19 protein-coding genes and 1 pseudogene are annotated in these 15188 nt (G+C 71.4%); 9 read left to right on the top strand and 11 right to left on the bottom strand.

Annotation, left to right across the window (positions count from 1 at the left end; translation table 11 throughout):
- Nucleotide 1: 1 nt before the first annotated feature.
- Together FB455_RS08675 and FB455_RS08670 are read right to left on the bottom strand one after the other, a co-directional pair.
- Entirely contained in the window at nucleotides 2-1048 is a 1047-nt protein-coding gene (locus FB455_RS08675; protein WP_013288164.1) for a carbohydrate ABC transporter permease, read from the bottom strand.
- Nucleotides 1049-1119: 71 nt separating this feature from the next.
- A complete protein-coding gene (locus tag FB455_RS08670; protein ID WP_013288163.1) occupies nucleotides 1120-2460 on the bottom strand; it encodes an ABC transporter substrate-binding protein in 1341 nt (446 codons plus the stop codon).
- Nucleotides 2461-2697: 237 nt separating this feature from the next.
- On the opposite strand from FB455_RS08670, the gene FB455_RS08665 reads away from it, so the two are divergent.
- A complete protein-coding gene (locus tag FB455_RS08665) occupies nucleotides 2698-3474 on the top strand; it encodes a M23 family metallopeptidase (RefSeq protein WP_013288162.1) in 777 nt (258 codons plus the stop codon).
- A 43-nt stretch (nucleotides 3475-3517) separates the two neighbouring features.
- On the opposite strand, the gene FB455_RS08660 is transcribed toward FB455_RS08665, so the two are convergent.
- The 5 genes and pseudogenes from FB455_RS08660 to FB455_RS08645 all read right to left on the bottom strand — a co-directional run bounded on the left by FB455_RS08660 (nucleotide 3518) and on the right by FB455_RS08645 (nucleotide 5942).
- A complete protein-coding gene (locus tag FB455_RS08660; protein ID WP_013288161.1) occupies nucleotides 3518-4015 on the bottom strand; it encodes a TspO/MBR family protein in 498 nt (165 codons plus the stop codon).
- A 151-nt stretch (nucleotides 4016-4166) separates the two neighbouring features.
- The gene (locus FB455_RS34225) at nucleotides 4167-4313 is read right to left on the bottom strand and encodes a GPGG-motif small membrane protein (protein WP_013288160.1); all 147 of its coding nucleotides are present in this window, start codon (nucleotides 4311-4313) and stop codon (nucleotides 4167-4169) included.
- Nucleotides 4304-5084, bottom strand: a pseudogene (locus tag FB455_RS08655) (metallophosphoesterase family protein). Before FB455_RS08655 ends, FB455_RS34225 begins: the two are co-directional and overlap by 10 nt.
- Before the next feature lie 10 nt (nucleotides 5085-5094).
- The gene (locus tag FB455_RS08650; protein ID WP_225319459.1) at nucleotides 5095-5304 is read right to left on the bottom strand and encodes a hypothetical protein; all 210 of its coding nucleotides are present in this window, start codon (nucleotides 5302-5304) and stop codon (nucleotides 5095-5097) included.
- Nucleotides 5305-5360: 56 nt separating this feature from the next.
- Complete coding sequence (locus FB455_RS08645; RefSeq protein ID WP_013288157.1) at nucleotides 5361-5942, bottom strand: nucleotidyltransferase; 582 nt, start codon at nucleotides 5940-5942, stop codon at nucleotides 5361-5363.
- A gap of 149 nt (nucleotides 5943-6091) precedes the next feature.
- On the opposite strand from FB455_RS08645, the gene FB455_RS08640 reads away from it, so the two are divergent.
- Nucleotides 6092-6823 (top strand): dTMP kinase, encoded by a 732-nt coding sequence (locus FB455_RS08640; RefSeq protein ID WP_145752826.1) that lies wholly within the window; start codon nucleotides 6092-6094, stop codon nucleotides 6821-6823.
- Here the strand turns inward: FB455_RS08640 and FB455_RS08635 are convergent.
- Nucleotides 6808-7485, bottom strand: coding sequence for an SDR family NAD(P)-dependent oxidoreductase (locus FB455_RS08635; RefSeq protein ID WP_013288155.1), 678 nt, complete (start codon nucleotides 7483-7485; stop codon nucleotides 6808-6810). The genes FB455_RS08640 and FB455_RS08635 overlap by 16 nt on opposite strands.
- Nucleotides 7486-7742: 257 nt before the next feature.
- Here FB455_RS08635 and FB455_RS08630 point away from each other — a divergent pair, with 257 nt between their 5' ends.
- The 3 genes from FB455_RS08630 (at nucleotide 7743) to FB455_RS08620 (ending at nucleotide 11073) form a co-directional block, all read left to right on the top strand.
- Nucleotides 7743-8657, top strand: coding sequence for a MurR/RpiR family transcriptional regulator (locus tag FB455_RS08630; RefSeq protein ID WP_013288154.1), 915 nt, complete (start codon nucleotides 7743-7745; stop codon nucleotides 8655-8657).
- A complete protein-coding gene (gene murQ, locus FB455_RS08625) occupies nucleotides 8654-9601 on the top strand; it encodes an N-acetylmuramic acid 6-phosphate etherase (protein ID WP_013288153.1) in 948 nt (315 codons plus the stop codon). Before FB455_RS08630 ends, murQ begins: the two co-directional genes overlap by 4 nt.
- A gap of 482 nt (nucleotides 9602-10083) precedes the next feature.
- Nucleotides 10084-11073 carry a sigma-70 family RNA polymerase sigma factor gene (locus FB455_RS08620; RefSeq protein WP_041784543.1) on the top strand — a complete coding sequence of 330 codons (990 nt, stop codon included), beginning with the start codon at nucleotides 10084-10086 and terminating at the stop codon, nucleotides 11071-11073.
- Between the two features lie 72 nt (nucleotides 11074-11145).
- On the opposite strand, the gene FB455_RS08615 is transcribed toward FB455_RS08620, so the two are convergent.
- Nucleotides 11146-12111 (bottom strand): C40 family peptidase, encoded by a 966-nt coding sequence (locus tag FB455_RS08615; RefSeq protein ID WP_013288151.1) that lies wholly within the window; start codon nucleotides 12109-12111, stop codon nucleotides 11146-11148.
- A gap of 415 nt (nucleotides 12112-12526) precedes the next feature.
- Here FB455_RS08615 and FB455_RS08610 point away from each other — a divergent pair, with 415 nt between their 5' ends.
- Complete coding sequence (locus FB455_RS08610; protein WP_013288150.1) at nucleotides 12527-13045, top strand: DUF6232 family protein; 519 nt, start codon at nucleotides 12527-12529, stop codon at nucleotides 13043-13045.
- Between the two features lie 7 nt (nucleotides 13046-13052).
- On the opposite strand, the gene FB455_RS08605 is transcribed toward FB455_RS08610, so the two are convergent.
- Together FB455_RS08605 and FB455_RS08600 are read right to left on the bottom strand one after the other, a co-directional pair.
- Entirely contained in the window at nucleotides 13053-13382 is a 330-nt protein-coding gene (locus FB455_RS08605) for a DUF3817 domain-containing protein (RefSeq protein WP_013288149.1), read from the bottom strand.
- Between the two features lie 25 nt (nucleotides 13383-13407).
- Nucleotides 13408-13836 carry a hypothetical protein gene (locus FB455_RS08600; protein WP_041799106.1) on the bottom strand — a complete coding sequence of 143 codons (429 nt, stop codon included), beginning with the start codon at nucleotides 13834-13836 and terminating at the stop codon, nucleotides 13408-13410.
- A gap of 123 nt (nucleotides 13837-13959) precedes the next feature.
- Between FB455_RS08600 and FB455_RS08595 the strand changes: the two genes are divergently transcribed.
- The 3 genes from FB455_RS08595 to FB455_RS08585 are packed head-to-tail and all read left to right on the top strand — an operon-like array spanning nucleotide 13960 to nucleotide 15150.
- Nucleotides 13960-14259 (top strand): DUF6158 family protein, encoded by a 300-nt coding sequence (locus FB455_RS08595; protein WP_013288147.1) that lies wholly within the window; start codon nucleotides 13960-13962, stop codon nucleotides 14257-14259.
- A complete protein-coding gene (locus FB455_RS08590) occupies nucleotides 14259-14576 on the top strand; it encodes a hypothetical protein (RefSeq protein WP_013288146.1) in 318 nt (105 codons plus the stop codon). The genes FB455_RS08595 and FB455_RS08590 overlap by 1 nt, the downstream gene beginning before the upstream one ends.
- Nucleotides 14577-14610: 34 nt before the next feature.
- The gene (locus FB455_RS08585; protein ID WP_145752824.1) at nucleotides 14611-15150 is read left to right on the top strand and encodes a DUF1360 domain-containing protein; all 540 of its coding nucleotides are present in this window, start codon (nucleotides 14611-14613) and stop codon (nucleotides 15148-15150) included.
- Nucleotides 15151-15188: the final 38 nt, after the last annotated feature.

Genomic DNA, 15188 nt, shown 5'->3' with positions numbered 1-15188 from the left:
CTCAGCCCTCCCGCTGCTTGCGCAGGTTGCGGATCTGGTAGATCACGATCGGGATCACCAGGACGAACAGGAACACCGCCAGCGCCGAGCCCTGACCGTTCTCCTGGTAGCGGAACGCCTGGTTGTACATCTCGGTCGCGATCACGTTCGTGTCGTAGTTGCCGTTCGTGGCGGTCCGGACGATGTCGAAGACCTTGAGCGTCGCGATGGACAGCGTCACCACCACGACGATCAGCGCCGGCCGGATGCTCGGCATGGTGATCCGCCAGAACATCTGCCACGGGGTGGTGCCGTCCAGCCGGGCCGCCTCGACGATGTCGGCCGGGATGGCCTTGATCGCGGCGGAGAGCACCACCATCGCGAAACCGGCCTGGATCCACACCATGATCACGATGAGCAGGAACGTGTTCAGCGGCGAGTCCAGCAGCCACTGCTTCGGCTCGCCGCCCAGGCTCACCACGATCTGGTTGAGCAGGCCGATCTGGTCGCCCTCGCCCCGGTAGGCGTAGACGAACTTCCAGATGATGGAGGCGCCGACGAACGAGATCGCCATCGGCAGGAAGATCAGGGACTTGGCCACGGCCTCGAACCGGGCCTTGTCCACCAGGACCGCGTAGATCAGGCCGAACCCGGTGGCCACCAGCGGCACCAGGAGCACCCAGATCAGCGTGTTGATCAGGACCCGGACGATCGAGTCCTCGGCGAACATCCAGCGGTAGTTGTCCAGGCCCACCCAGTTGTTGCTGCCGGAGTCCATGAAGGAGAGCAGCGTGGTGCGGATGGCGGGGACCACCAGCCCGACGGCGAGCAGCAGCAGCGTCGGCAACAGGAAGAAGAACGCGAACGTGCCCTCGCGCTGCTTGCGCCGGCGGGGCAGCGGCGCGCCGCTCGCGGAGGCCGCGACCAGCTGCGCCTCCCGGCGCCGGGCGAAGAACGACGGCACCACGTCGAGAAGCAGGAGCAGCCCGCCCACCACCGCGACGAAGGCGATCAGCCCGTACATGAGCATGAGGAACTTCGGCTGCTCCGCCGCGAAGTCGAACTCCATCGACCCTCCCTCAAGGGTTCGGCTAGCAGAGGTGGCCCGGTCCGCGTCCGCGGACCGGGCCACCTGCTAGATCACTTCCAGCTGCCCTCGATGTCGTTCAGGACGGCGGTGGTGTCCTTGCCGTTGATCCAGGCCACCATGCCCTTCCAGAAGGTGCCGGCGCCGACCGCGGCCGGCATCAGGTCCGAACCGTCGAAGCGGAAGACCGTCTTCTCGTCCTGGAGGATGCCCACGGAGAGCTTGTCCACCGGGTTCGGGACGTTGTTCAGGTCCAGCTTCTTGTTCGCGGAGACCCAGTCACCGATCTTGGCGCGGCTGTTGGCGTACTCGCCGGAGGCCAGGTAGGTCTGCACCGCCTGGACCTCGGGACGGTCGGCGAAGGCCGCGACGAACTCGCCGCCGCCCAGCACCGGCTTGCCCTTCGACGGGTCGATGGCCGGGAAGTAGAACGCGAAGACGTCGCCGTCCTCGGCCACCTTGGTGCCCTCGGGCCACTGGTTGGCGTAGAAGGACGCCTGGCGGTGCAGCGCGCACTTGCCGGCGGTGATGGGCGTGCCGCCCTCCTGGAAGGAGGTGGTGGCGATGCTCTTCACGCCGCCGAAGCCGCCGTTGACGTACTTCTCGTTCTTCAGGATGCTGCCGGCCCGGTTGAGGGCGTCAGCCACCTGCGGGTCGTTGAACGGGATCTCGTGGGTGGTCCACTTGTCGTAGACGTCCGGGCCGCCGGTACGCAGCAGCACGTCCTCGATCCAGTCGGTGGCCGGCCAGCCGGTGGCGTCACCGGACTCGATGCCGGCGCACCACGGCTTGGTGCCGCTGGCCGCGATCTGGTCGGAGAGCTTGATCATGTCGTCCCACGTGGTGGGGACCGTCCAGCCCTTCTCCTTGAAGGTCTTCGGCGAGTACCACACGAAGGACTTCACGTTCGAGCCGAGCGGGGCGCCGTAGAGCTGGCCGTTGACGGTGCTGTACTTCAGCCAGTCGGCGGAGTAGTTCTGCTCGGCCATCGCCTTGGTGTCGGCGCCGACCGGCTTGAGCTTGCCCGAGTCGACGAACCGCTTCAGCAGACCCGGCTGCGGGATGAAGGCGAGGTCGGGGGCGTTGCCGCCGTCCACCCGCACCGGCAGCTGCGCCTCGAACTCGCCGGAGCCCTCGTGGTCGATCTCGATGCCGGTGCAGTCCTCGAACTCCTTCCAGGACTGCTGGAGGCGCTCGTCCTCGATGTCACGGATCGAGGAGTAGATGGTCACCTTCTTGCCGTCGTGACCGTCGTACTTCTCATATGCGCCGCACTCGGCCGAGCCCGCGTTGCTGCTCTTCTTGTCGTTGCCGGTGCCGCAGGCGGCGACGCCGAGCGCCAGCCCCAGGACGCCGGCGACCGCGAGCGCCTGGCGCGATCTGGCAAACGCCATGCCGATCTCCTTCCTTGCCGGCGCGTGGGGGGATCGAACCCGCGCCGGTCCGATGGTCGTCCTCACATGTAAGCGCTTGCATCGTGCCGGGTCCACCCCTGGCCGGACACGGCCCGGTAACAATCCCGAAACCCTGACCACCGGTGATGGGTGCGCTCCCACGAATCTTCCCGGGAACGGAACTTTCTGTCAGGATGTCCGCATCACATTGAAGACTTTCAACATTGGAGGCAGTGGATGCGTAAGCGATGGCTCGCCCTCGGGGCGAGCGCCGCGGTCCTGGCGGCGACCCTCGTACCGGCCGCGCCGGCGATGGCCGCCCCGACGTTCAAGGTCCCGTTCCCGTGCAACCAGTCCTGGTCCGGTCAGACCCGGACCAACCACAGCCCGGCCAACGCGATCGACTTCAACCGCACCGACGACCTGGGCGACCCGGTGGTCGCCAGCGCACCCGGCACTGTCGACGTGGTGACCAACCTCGGCGACACCAGCTACGGCAAGTACGTCCGGATCAACCACGGCGGCGGTCACACCACCTACTACGCCCACCTGAACGCCTTCAACGTCTCCGTCGGGCAGACCGTCGGCTACGGCCGGGTGATCGGGTACGTCGGCACGACCGGCGGCTCCACCGGCCCGCACCTGCACTACGAGCAGCGTCTCAACGGCAGCTCTGTGAAGATCAAGTTCAACGGCGTCCAGGCGCTCTACTGGGGCACCAAGACCTACACCAGTGACAACGGCTGCGGCGGGACGAACACCGGCGAGGGCACCGTCAACACGGCCGGCTCCCCGCTGACGGTCCGCTCCGGCCCCGGCACCGGCTACAGCTCGGTCGGCACGGTGGCCGACGGGGCGAAGGTGACCATCCAGTGCCAGACCAGCGGCACCAGCGTCACCGGCACCTACGGCACCAGCTCGATCTGGGACCGGATCGGCTCCGGCCGGTTCATCTCCGACGCGTACGTCTACACCGGGTACGACGGCTACATCCCGGGCGTACCCCGCTGCTGAACCGGGCGGGCGCGGGGGCGAGCGGCTCCCGCGCCCGTACCGGTCAGGAGTTCAGCCGCCACACCGCGAAGTTCAGCGCGGACGCGAACGTCACCCAGGCCCAGTACGGCAGCATCAGCAGCGTGGCCGGTCGGGAGACGCGCCGGAACAGGGCCACCGTCACCCCGATCGCCAGCCACATCAGCACGATCTCGGCGAACGCCAGCCCGTACGCCCCGGCGCCGAAGAACAGCGGGGTCCAGATCGCGTTCAGCACGAGCTGCACGACCCAGGCCCAGAGCGCGGGGCCGAAACCGACCCGCCGCCAGACCAGCCAGCCGGCGATCGCGATGAGCACGTAGAGCACGGTCCAGACCGGGCCGAACAGCCACGACGGCGGCGCCCAGGCGGGCTGCTCCAGGCCCTGGTACTCGGCGGAGGTGCCCTGGACACCCAGCCCGCCGATCGCGGCGGCGGCGAAGGTGGCGGCGCCGAAGCCGAGCAACGCCAACCACTGGCGGGCTCCGGCGGTGCGCCGGGTGACACTCTGCGGCATCTCCATGGCCGAGATGTTTCCGCTCGACCGGCCCGGCAAACGCCCGGGCGCCGCCGGACCCGGACGCGGAAAAGCCGGAGTCACCCGGCCCGGACGTTCCGGTCCGGCAGGACGGAACACCCGGGCCCGGCGACCCCGGCGGGTACGAGAACCGCTGTTACGTGTTGAAGATGCTGACGCCACCCGGGCCGACCAGCAGGCCGACGACGATGAGGACGATGCCCCAGAGGATCTGCCGGCGGAACAGGGCGAGAATTCCGGCGACCACCAGTACGACTGCGAGAATCCAGAGAATCAGCTCCATGTCGGCTGGATACCCGTGCGCCCGATACCGGAAACCTCCCGCTCAGTCGAGCTGATCACCGCCCAGGTGGAAGACGCTGTACGCCTGTTTGATCACCGGGTGGGCCACGTTGCGGACCCGGACCCCGCCCGGTGTGGTGCCGCGCTCGGTGCCGTGGTGGGCGTGCCCGTGCAGCGCCAGCGCGGTAGGTGCGGAGTCGATCGCCTGACCGAGCTGGTAGCAGCCGAGGAACGGGTAGATCTCCAGCGGCTCGCCGGCGAGCGTGTCCGGTACGGGGGAGTAGTGGGTGAGCGCGACGAGCGCGTCGCAGTCCAGCGAGAGCAGCGCGTCGGTCAGCGCGTCGGCGCTCTCCCTGGTGGTCCGCACGAACGCCTTCATCTCCGGCTCGCCGAAGTCGCTGGCGCACCGCCCGGCGAACCCGCCGCCGAACCCCTTCACGCCTGCGACCCCGAGCCGTCCGCCGGGGGTGTCCACCACGACGCCGGTGCCCTCCAGCACCGTGATCCCGGCGTCCTCCAGCACCTTCACCACCTGCGGCACCTCGTCGCACTGGTGGTCGTGGTTGCCGAGCACGGTGATCACCGGTACGCCGAGGTCGCCGAACTCCCGGGCCACGCACCGCGCCTCGGCCTCGGTGCCGTGCCGGGTCAGGTCACCGGCGAGCAGGAGCACGTCGGCGCAGCCGGGCAACTCCTCCAGCGCGGGGCGGAACCGGCCCACCACGTCCTCGTCCAGATGCACGTCGCCCACGGCGGCGATCCGGATCACCATCGAACCTCCCTCACGGCAACTCCTCGACCTGGGTGGGCGCCTGCGTGCGGATCACCCCGATGTCGCTCGTCACGTGGGTGTCCGGGAAGCGCTCGGCCACCCGCCGCAGGATCTCCTCCCGCCGGTGCGGGCTCTCCACCTCGCCGTAGAGCACCAGCCCGTTCTCCCGCCGCACCACCGTGATGCCCTGCTCGGCCACGGTCGGGTCCTCGGCCAGCATGCTCTGGATCTCCGCCTCGACGTACTCGTCGGGGGGAATGTCGCCGGACAGTCCGGTCACAGGGTCTCCCTTCCGCCAGGCGCGCCGCCGGGCAGCACGTCCAGCCGGTCGAGCAGCACCAGGAACGCCTCCGCGTACGGCGAGTGCTGCGTCTCCTTCCGTACCCGTTCCCAGTCGATCTGTTCCCGCAGTGAGCGGGCCAGCGGCAGGGCGCGGGCGAAGTCGCAGTAGTGCTGGGAGAAGCTGAGCAGCTTGTGCACCATGAGCTGGCTGGCCGAGAGCACCGGCATGTGGATCGCGTCGACCGGGCGCACGATCGTGTCGGCGAACGTCTCCTCGGTCACCGGCGTCTCCACCGGCCGGTGGATCAGGTCCACCATCCGGTCCTCGTCGTAGACCTTGACCAGCCAGTCCTCCGGCGGGCGCTCGGCGGTGAAGCCGGCCTCGACCAGCGCCTCCAGCGCCCGGTCGACGTCCACCTCGCGAAGCAGGAAGTCCACGTCGTGGTCGCTGGAGTGACCGCCGTGCGCGTACACCGCGAAGCTGCCACCGAGCGCGAACGGGATCTCGGACTGTTTGAGCACGGCGGCGACCTTCTTCAGCGTGTGCACCAGGGTCTCGTCCCCGCGCTCGGCCATCTGCGGCTCCCTCGTCGTCATTGGGCGGTGGGACCACGATGCGTACCCGGCGGACGCTCCGGTCACACCTGTTGCGGCGCGATCGGCCCGCCAGGGCAGGAAAGCGACATACGGGCCGGTGTGAGCATCGGTCGGATAACCTCGGGAGGGTGGCCAGCTCACTGCGGACGCGGCGGGGCAGGGCCCGACTGCGCACCGTCGCCCTGATCGGCATCGACGGCTCAGGTAAGACCACCCAGGCCCACCGGCTCGCCCAGGCGCTCACCGCGGCCGGCCGTCCCGCCACGTACCACCGCAACGCCGGTGGCCGACGCTGGCTCGGCCGTATCGCCCAGCGGGTCGGCCGTCCGGACGCGCAGCGGCTCGTCGGGCGCGACGGCCTGCTCGTGGTCGAGTCGGTGCTGCGATGGTTGGCCATCGCGCTCGCGCTGCTCAGCTGTCTGGTGACCGGGCGTACCGCGGTGATGGACAGGTGGTCCGCCTGCCAGTACGCCAGCATCCGGGCACACGGCGGGCAGCGGTGGGAGCGGCTGGCCCGGGCCGGGTACCGGATCTTCCCGGCGCCCCGGGTGACGTTCCTGCTCACCGTCGACCCCGCCGAGGCGTACCGGCGGATCGAGCGGCGCGGCACCGACCACGAGACCATGGAGTGGCTGACCGCCGCGGCCGCCGCGTACCGGGACCTGCCGGAGTACGGCAGCTTCGTGGTGGTGGACGGCAACGGCCCGCCGGAGGAGGTGGCCCGCCGGATCCGGGCGCACCTGAGCGAGTGGCTGCCCGACGACCCGTCAGCCGGTCCCGGCCCGGCTCCGGCCGGCCCGCGCCGCCCGGTCGGTGGCGCCGGGCGGGACGGGCCGGTGCCGGTTCAGGCCCGCCCGTAGACCGGGATGCTCGCGCCGCTGGTGGGCGCGGACTCGGGGGAGGCCAGGAAGCGGATCACCTCGGCGATCTCGGCCGGCGGCACCCAGCGCCCGTGGTCGGCGTCGGGCTGGGCGGCGCGGTTGGCCGGGGTGTCGATGACGCTCGGCAGCACGGTGTTGCACCGCACGCCGCGCTGCCGGTACTCGACCGCGACCGTCTCGGCGAACGCCCGCACCGCGGCCTTCGCGGTGGCGTAGCCGGAGGCGCCGGGGAACGGCGTGACCGCCGCCCGGGCCGAGACACAGACCACCGCGCCGTCGCCGGACGCCATGAGGTGCGGCAGCGCCGCGTGGGTGACCAGGTACGTCGGGCGCAGGTTGAGCCGCAGCATCCGCTCGAAGTCCTCGACCGGGGTCTCGTGCACCAGGGCGCCGGCGGCGTACCCGCCGACGAGGTTGACCACCGCGCGCAGCGGTGCGGCCGGTTCGGCGGTCGCGGCCTCGACCGCCCGCGCGGCCCCCTCGGGCGTCAGCAGGTCGGCCACGACCCGGACCGGGCCGTCGTCCGTCCCGGGCTCCCGCTGGGGTACGACCACCCGCCAGCCCGCGTCGAGGAAGGCGGCGGTGACCGCGCCGCCGAGCCCACCCGTGCCTCCGGTCACCAGCACCGTGCGTTCCGTCATGGACACACGCTAGCCAACCGCCCTGCCGACGGACCGGTGGGCCGTCCGGCCCGTCCGGTCGAGGCCGACCAGGCAGGCCCTGCCGCGCGACGGCGGACCGGCACGTCGGGCGGCAGGAGTGACTCGACCGGAGCGGATGAGGCGGCGGGGCTGCGACAATGGGATCCTTGGCCCGGCGGCGGGCACGGAAGACGGTAAATTTCCCGATACGCGGTGTCATGGTTGACGCTCACGCCGTGTGAAAGTAAGTTTCATCCGTGGCGAAGAGTTCGAAGATTTCTGCGAGTCACGAGCCCGGTGGACTGATCGTCCACATCAGCGGCCTGCTGCCCTCGCTGTCCCCGGCCGAACAGCGGGTGGCCCGGCTGGTCGTCGCCGATCCGGCGGACGCGGCCCGGCGTACGATCACCGACCTCGCCACCGCCGCCGAGACGTCCGAGGCGACAGTGATCCGCTTCTGCCGCTCGGTCGGCATGGACGGCTACCCCCAGCTGCGGATCCGGCTCGCCGCCGAGGCCGCCCGCCGGATCGAGCCGCCGGACGCGCGGGTGGTCGGCGGCGACATCCCGCCGGGTGCCGACCTCGCCCAGATCATCGCCACGATCGCGTTCAACGACGCCCGGGCCGTGGAGGAGACCGCCGAGCAGCTCGACCCGGCGGTCTGCGAGCGAGTGGTCGAGGCGATCGGCGCGGCCGGCCGGATCGACGTCTACGGCGCGGGCGCCAGCGGCTTCGTCGCCTCCGATTTCCAGCAGAAGCTGCACCGCATCGGCCGCATCGCGTTCTACTTTCCGGACGTGCACACCGCGCTCACCTCCGCCGCCCTGCTGGGCCGCGGCGACGTGGCGGTCGGCATCTCGCACACCGGCACCACGTCCGACGTCATCGAGGTGCTGGAGCAGGCCCGGGCGCGCGGTGCCACGACAGTGGCGCTGACCAACTTCCCGCGCTCGCCGATCACCGAGGTCGCGGACCACGTGCTCACCACTGCCGCCCGGGAGACGACATACCGCTCCGGCGCGACCGCCAGCCGGCTGGCCCAGCTCACAGTGGTCGACTGCCTCTTCGTCGGTGTGGCCGCCCGCAGCCGGGCCCGGACGAAGAAGGCCCTGGAGGCCACCGCCGAGGCGGTCCAGTCGCACCGGGTCGGCCCCGGGCGGAGGCGGGGATGACGGCGGGTCGGGTGGAGCGGGACGGCGTGGCGGCGGTGCGACCGGTGGTGCGCGTCGGCGCGCCGACCGAGCGGCGCAACCCGCACAGCGTCGACCTCGACCTGATGTCCACCCGGGACGTGCTCACCGTGATCAACGAGGCGGACCGGCGGGTGCCGGCCGCGGTCGCCGCGGTGCTGGACGAGATCGCCGAGACGGTCGACCTGGCCGTGGCCGCGCTGCGCGACGGGCACCGGGTGCACTACTTCGGGGCCGGCACCTCCGGTCGCCTCGGCGTGCTGGACGCGGCCGAACTGGCGCCGACGTTCAACTCGCCGCGGCACTGGTTCTGCTCGCACCTCGCCGGCGGCCCGGACGCGATGTGGCGGGCCGTCGAGGACGCCGAGGACGACGAGCGCGGTGGCGCCGCCGACGCCGCCGAGTGCGTACGCCACGGCGACCTCGTGGTGGGCCTGGCGGCCAGCGGGCGCACCCCGTACGTCCTCGGGGCGCTCGCCGCGTCCCGGGCGCAGGGGGCCGGTACGGTGCTGCTCTGCGCGAATCCGGAGGCCGAGGCCGCCGCGTCGGTGGACGTCTTCATCGGGGTGGACACCGGGCCGGAGGTGGTCACCGGGTCGACCCGGATGAAGGCCGGCACGGCGCAGAAGCTGGTGCTCAACACGTTCTCCACGGCCGTGATGGTGCGTCTGGGCCGGGTCTACTCGAACCTCATGATCGACATGGTGGCGACCAACGCCAAACTGCGCGGCCGCATGATCTCGATTCTCATGGAGGCCACCGGCTGCGCCGAGGAGGTGTGCCGGGTCGCCCTGCGGGAGGCCGACGGCGACCTCAAGACCGCGCTCGTCGCGCTCGTCTCCGGCGCCGAGGTGCCGGCCGCCCGGGCCGCGCTGGCCCGCTCCGCCCACCAGGTACGCGGCGCGCTCGAACTGCTCGCCTCCTGACCGTCCGGCCCGCCCGCGGGCCGGCCCCGTACCGCCGATCCACCCGCCCGGCGCATCCGCCAGGCGGGTGCGACGCGTATCACGTGCAGGGAGGGGACGACTCCTCCCGCACGGATTGTTCAACGAGGCGGAGGGTAATCCTTGAGCACGGCTGAACCGACCGGTCCGCAGGCGCGTATCTCGCAGTGACCAGGATCGCAACGACTCGGTGACGCGGCTCGCTGTGTTCATGGAACAGGCAATGGTGCCATTCCATGGGCGAACGGCGATTTCGCAGCTCCGGTGTGCGCCGAAAACGGCGCCCGCGAGCCGCCCGAACCGGGCCGGTAACAGGAAACATGGACCGGGCTCTCAGCTACTACTCAGGCATTCGTGACAGTTTCGACTCACGACATGGAATCCCCGACGCGTCACATCTGTTGTGTAGGTGTCAGCACCTACGGGCACAGCGGAGGTTACGGGGAGGGCTGATGAACGTGGGGATGGCAAGGAACCGGGCAACCGGCGCGAGCGAGGGGACCGTGGCAATCGTGGACAAGAACATCGGCATGCGTACCGACGAGGTCGCCGAGGAGCGGGACCTGGTCGGCGTCTACCTGCACGAGATCTCCCGGACGCCGCTGCTCGACGCCGCCCGGGAGGTCGACCTCTCCAAGGCGATCGAGGCGGGCCTCTACGCCGAGCACCTGCTCGACGAGGATCGGATCCCCGACGGCGTCGACCGGGAGGACCTGGAGCGGCTGGTCGCCGAGGGTGAGCGCGCGAAGGACCTGTTCATCCGCGCGAACCTGCGACTGGTCGTGTCGATCGCCCGGCGCTACGTGCGCTCCGGGATGCCCATGCTGGACCTGATCCAGGAGGGCAACACCGGCCTGGTCCGGGCGGTCGAGAAGTTCGACTACGAGCGGGGCTTCAAGTTCTCCACCTACGCGACCTGGTGGATCCGTCAGGCCATCAGCCGGGCGATCGCCCAGCAGGAGCGGACCGTACGGCTGCCCGTGCACCTGGTCGAGGACGTCAACCGGATGCGCAACGTGGCCCGGCAGCTCACCCGTGAGCTGGGCAGCGACCCGGAGCCGGAGCAGATCGCGACCGCGCTCGGCGTGACCGTCGAGCGGGTCAACGAGCTGGTCCGCTGGTCGCAGGACACCGTCTCGCTGGACACCCCGGTGGGTGACGACGGTGACACCAACCTCGGTGACCTGGTCGCCGACAGCGACGCGCCGTCGCCCGAGGAGATCGTGCTGACCGGCCTGGAGCGGCAGCGGATCGAGGGCCTGCTCAACCACCTCGACGACCGTTCCGCCGGCATCATGCGGGCGCGGTACGGCCTGGAGGACGGGCGGGAGCACTCGCTGACCGAGGTCGCGTCGCGGTTCTCGCTGTCCCGCGAGCGCATCCGCCAGCTGGAGATCCAGGCTCTCGGCCGGCTGCGTGAGCTGGCTCGCGCGGAGGGGCTCCAGGCGGCCTGACCTGGTAACAATGAACGGCGAACGGCCGGCGTCCGACAGGGGGACGCCGGCCGTTCGCCGTCTTCGCGGTGCTCAGACCCGGCCGTAGCCGGCGATCGTCATGATGTTCATGCCGCGCTTGCTGACGTTGCGTCCGGCGCTGGGCGCGTCGATGATCTGGCCGTTGCCGACGTAGAGCGCCACGTGCCCGAGCCCGGAGTAGAACACCAGGTCACCCGGTTGCAGCTGGCTGCGGCTGATCCGCGTGGTGGCCCCCCACTGCTGCGCCGCGCTGTGCGGCAGCGACTTCCCGGCCGCCCGCCAGGCGGCGAGCGTCAGGCCGGAGCAGTCGTAGCTGCCGGGGCCGTCCTGGGCGTAGCCGTAGGGCTTGCCGACCGCGCCGTAGGCGTACCGCACCGCCGTGCCGGCGTCGCCGGAGACGGCCGGCGGCTTGCCCGCCGAGCTGGGGTTGCCGGGTGCCTCCGTGGCCCGCCCGTACGCCTTGCGCCGCATCTCGTAGAGGTCGGACAGGTCCGCCTCGATCCGCGTCTTCGCGGACTTGAGCTGCTTGGCCTGCGCCGCCTCTCGGGCGAGCGTGACGTCCAGCGCGGTCTTCTGGTCGATCAGCCGCTTCTGGTCGGCGGTGAAGCTGTTGATGGTGCGCTGCCGCTGGCGGGTGAGCTGGTCGAGCGTGCCCAGCCGCTCCGGCAGGGTGGCCTGGCCGCCCGGGTCCAGCAGGGCCGCCGCGGTGCGCATGCCGCCGGTCTTGTACGCCGTCGCGGCCAGCACGCCCACGTCGGCGCGGCTGCGTTCGGCCTGTTCCTGCAGCGGCCCGATCCGGGCCTCCAACTTGGCCGCGGTGGCCTTGTTGGTCTTGATGTCCTCGTTGAGCTTGTTGTAGGACTCGACGATTCGCTCCAGCTCAGTCGAGGACTTCTCGATCTGCTTCGTCAGCTCGGCGGGGGTCGGCTCGGCCCGGGCCACCTGCGCCGGGGCGAGCAACGCGGCCGAGAGGCCGGCCACCGCCAGCGAGCGGAGCAGCATCCGTAAGGACGACAAGAGCGGAAAGCTCCTCTCCCACCGGTCGCCGGGCACGTTCGCGACCCGGCGACACCGGCCCGGGGCCGTCCGGGTGGACGGCTGTCGACCGGGCCGACCTGGACAACCTAACCCGTGATCGCAGTAGTCGGGAGTTCAAGCAGGGGCGAAAGTTGGCAAAGTGGCGGAAAGTGATGAGGGGGAACCGGTGGGTGGATGAGGCGACTCGCCCGATTCGTCGTTCTGGGCGGATGTCGCCAGGCAACGCCAGGCAAAGTCATGACAAAGACGGAAATCGTTCTCTGTTTCCGGCGGGCAGGGCCGGGCCGATGACCCCCGCGACCGCCGAAACCCCGAGGTCAGGTGGCGCGAGGCCAACACAATGAAGCCCGGACGGGAAATCCCACCACGGGATCCCTGCTCCCGGGAGGCCGCCGTGCAGACCGACCGCTCCGCCGCCCAGCCGCCCCGCTCGCCGCGACCGGCCGCACCCAGGCTGCTCTACGCCCGGCCCGGCATCGTCGTCACCGCCGAGCGTTTCACCGTCGGCCGCAACAGCTGGCCGGTGGCCGAGATCACCCAGCTCCGGACCGACCGCGGGCCGCACGACCGGCTCGCGATCCGGGCGGTCGCCGTGTCCGCCGCGATGATCGCCGCGGTCGGCCTGCTGCTCGGCTTCACCGGCGGCCTGCACCGGCTCACCGCCGGGGCGTACCTCATGCTCGGCGCCGTCGGGCTGGTGCCGCTGCTGCTCGTGCTGATCGGCGACCGCGTGCGGCCCCCTTCGCACGAGCTGTGGGGACGGGTGCGCGGCACCGAGGTGCTGCTGTTCAGCAGCGACGACGAGCGGCAGTTCGGCCAGGTCGCCCGCGCGCTGGGGCGGGCCCGGGAGGCGGCGCGGCTGGGCGGCTGGGCCGACCCGCCGGCGGCCGAGCCGTGGCGGCCGGCCCGGTGAGACGCGGTCAGCCCGCGACCGGCTCCGGCGTCCGCGGCCGGGCCTCGGCGGCCACCCAGTGGCTCACCCGCCGCTCGGCGTAGAACGAGACGAACGGCACGGTGCCGGCGAGCATCACCAGCAGCATCCGCTTCAGCGGCCAGTTCGCCCGGCGCGACAGATCGAACGTGAGCGCCAGATAGAGCATGTACAGCCAGCCGTGCGCCACGCCGACCACGGCCACCACGCTCGGGTTGTCGAAGCCGTACTTCAGCGGCATGCCGATCAGGACCAGCACCACGAGCGCCACGCCCACGATCCAGGCGATCACGCGGTACCGGGTAAAGGCTCCGCCCACCGTCGTCCGTCCTTCCGCACCGGCCTCAGCCGGGATAGTCGCCGGGCCGGGCGCCCGGATTGGCGTTCAACCAGGATAGGTAGCTGTTGTACGCGGCCAGCTCGGCGTCGTCCGCCCCGTCGGCCGGGGCGGACGGCGCCCGCACGACGCGCACCGGCCGGCGTACCGCCGGGGTGCCGGCGGTCACCGACGGCGCGGGACCGGCCGACGGCGCGGTGTCCTCCGCCGGCGCCGACGCCGGGTCGGCGGCGCGCAGCGTCTGGCGGACCTCACGCCACCAGACGAAGATCACGAAACCGGCGAAGACCGGCCACTCGATCGCGTAACCGAAGCTGATCGCGTTCCCCCCGGCGGCGCGGGTGACCTGCCACCAACCCATGCCGAGGCAACCCGCCACGAGCACGACCATGGCCACGTGGCGGACGATCCACGCCGGTGTCCAGAGCCGATTCATGCCAACGAGAGTACCGGGGCCGCCGGTCGTCTCCGACACGGCGTCGTAGTCCGGGCGGGGTTTGGTGACACGCCCGCTGGGCATCCGAACAGGTGCCAACCCGAACGAGACGAGGGGGCGACGATGACCGAATCGGTACGCCGGGACGCGAGCCCGGAACAGCGGGTCGCGGAGTGGGACGGCGACCACGCCCGTACCGTCGACGCGGACGGCGAGCAACTCGGGGTGGACCCGGTGGAGCTGGGTGACGACGACCTGGTCCGGGAGATGCAGAGCCTGCACCGCACCCGGCTGGACACGCTGCGGCACGCCACCGACTCGGCGCTCGCCAACCACCTGCGGCGCACCGCCGAACTGGAGACGGAGTACCTGGCCCGGCACCCCGGCCGGGAGGTCGACCCGAGCCGGCTGCGGGACGCCTGATGGCCAGCCACGCCGAGCGCGGCATGTCCGCGCCGCCGGAGGTGGTGTTCAACACGGCCACCGATCCGGACCGTTCCTCGGCCTGGCTGCCCGAGCGGCTGCGCAGCTCCGGCACATGCCGGGTCGAGGTCGTCGACGCCGACGACATGCGGGCCCGGTGGAGTGCCGCGGACTGGTCCGCCGAGATCGACGTGGAGCCGGCCGGCGCGGGCGGCGCCCGGGTGCGGCTGGACCTGGCCGGGCCGGACCACGACCTGGCCGACGAGATCCTGGCCAACCTCGACCGCGAGGTGGCCGACAACCTGACCGCCGGTTGAGCCCGGCCCGCACGACGAGCACGAGGAGGCCGGGTTGACCGGGAGTGGCCTGAAGCAGAAGGTGGCGCGCCTGCGCCAGGCGTACGCACCGCACGAGCACCGGCCGCTGGAGGGCTACCTGAAGGCGATGGGCACGTACGCCGGTGTCACAGCCGCGCTCATCGGCCTGGTCCGCGCGACCGGCCGGCCGGTGCCCGAGCGGCCCACGCCCGCGGACGTGGTGCTGCTCTCGATCGCCACGCACAAGCTCAGCCGGCTGCTGTCCAAGGACGCGATCACCAGCCCGCTGCGGGCGCCGTTCACCCGCTACGACCACCCGATCGGCAGCGGCGAGGTGATGGAGCAGGTCCGCGACGAGGGCAGCCCGACCCGGCACGCGCTCGGCGAGCTGGTGAGCTGCCCGTTCTGCCTGGCGGTGTGGGTGGCCACCGGGCTCACCGGCGGTCTGGTGCTGGCGCCCCGGCTGACCCGGCTGGTCGCCACCGCGCTGACCGCGGTGGCCGCCTCCGACTTCCTCCAGATGGGGTACGCGGTCGCCCAGCAGGCGGCCGAGGGCGGTCGCCACGAGGCGTGACCCGAGGACACGAAAGGGGGCCGGCGCGCGCCGGCCCC

This window comes from Micromonospora sp. CNZ296 (assembly GCF_007827635.1).
This window is presented reverse-complemented; position numbering and strand designations above follow the sequence as displayed.

Bases quoted from the DNA above. Each gene is read 5' to 3' on its own strand.
- FB455_RS08675 (WP_013288164.1), bottom strand. From the start codon at position 1,048: ATGGAGTTCGACTTCGCGGCGGAGCAGCCGAAGTTCCTCATGCTCATG.
- FB455_RS08670 (WP_013288163.1), bottom strand. From the start codon at position 2,460: ATGGCGTTTGCCAGATCGCGCCAGGCGCTCGCGGTCGCCGGCGTCCTG.
- FB455_RS08665 (WP_013288162.1), top strand. From the start codon at position 2,698: ATGCGTAAGCGATGGCTCGCCCTCGGGGCGAGCGCCGCGGTCCTGGCG.
- FB455_RS08660 (WP_013288161.1), bottom strand. From the start codon at position 4,015: ATGGAGATGCCGCAGAGTGTCACCCGGCGCACCGCCGGAGCCCGCCAG.
- FB455_RS34225 (WP_013288160.1), bottom strand. From the start codon at position 4,313: ATGGAGCTGATTCTCTGGATTCTCGCAGTCGTACTGGTGGTCGCCGGA.
- FB455_RS08650 (WP_225319459.1), bottom strand. From the start codon at position 5,304: ATGCTGGCCGAGGACCCGACCGTGGCCGAGCAGGGCATCACGGTGGTG.
- FB455_RS08645 (WP_013288157.1), bottom strand. From the start codon at position 5,942: ATGGCCGAGCGCGGGGACGAGACCCTGGTGCACACGCTGAAGAAGGTC.
- FB455_RS08635 (WP_013288155.1), bottom strand. From the start codon at position 7,485: ATGACGGAACGCACGGTGCTGGTGACCGGAGGCACGGGTGGGCTCGGC.
- murQ (WP_013288153.1), top strand. From the start codon at position 8,654: ATGACGGCGGGTCGGGTGGAGCGGGACGGCGTGGCGGCGGTGCGACCG.
- FB455_RS08620 (WP_041784543.1), top strand. From the start codon at position 10,084: ATGGCAAGGAACCGGGCAACCGGCGCGAGCGAGGGGACCGTGGCAATC.
- FB455_RS08600 (WP_041799106.1), bottom strand. From the start codon at position 13,836: ATGAATCGGCTCTGGACACCGGCGTGGATCGTCCGCCACGTGGCCATG.
- FB455_RS08595 (WP_013288147.1), top strand. From the start codon at position 13,960: ATGACCGAATCGGTACGCCGGGACGCGAGCCCGGAACAGCGGGTCGCG.
- FB455_RS08590 (WP_013288146.1), top strand. From the start codon at position 14,259: ATGGCCAGCCACGCCGAGCGCGGCATGTCCGCGCCGCCGGAGGTGGTG.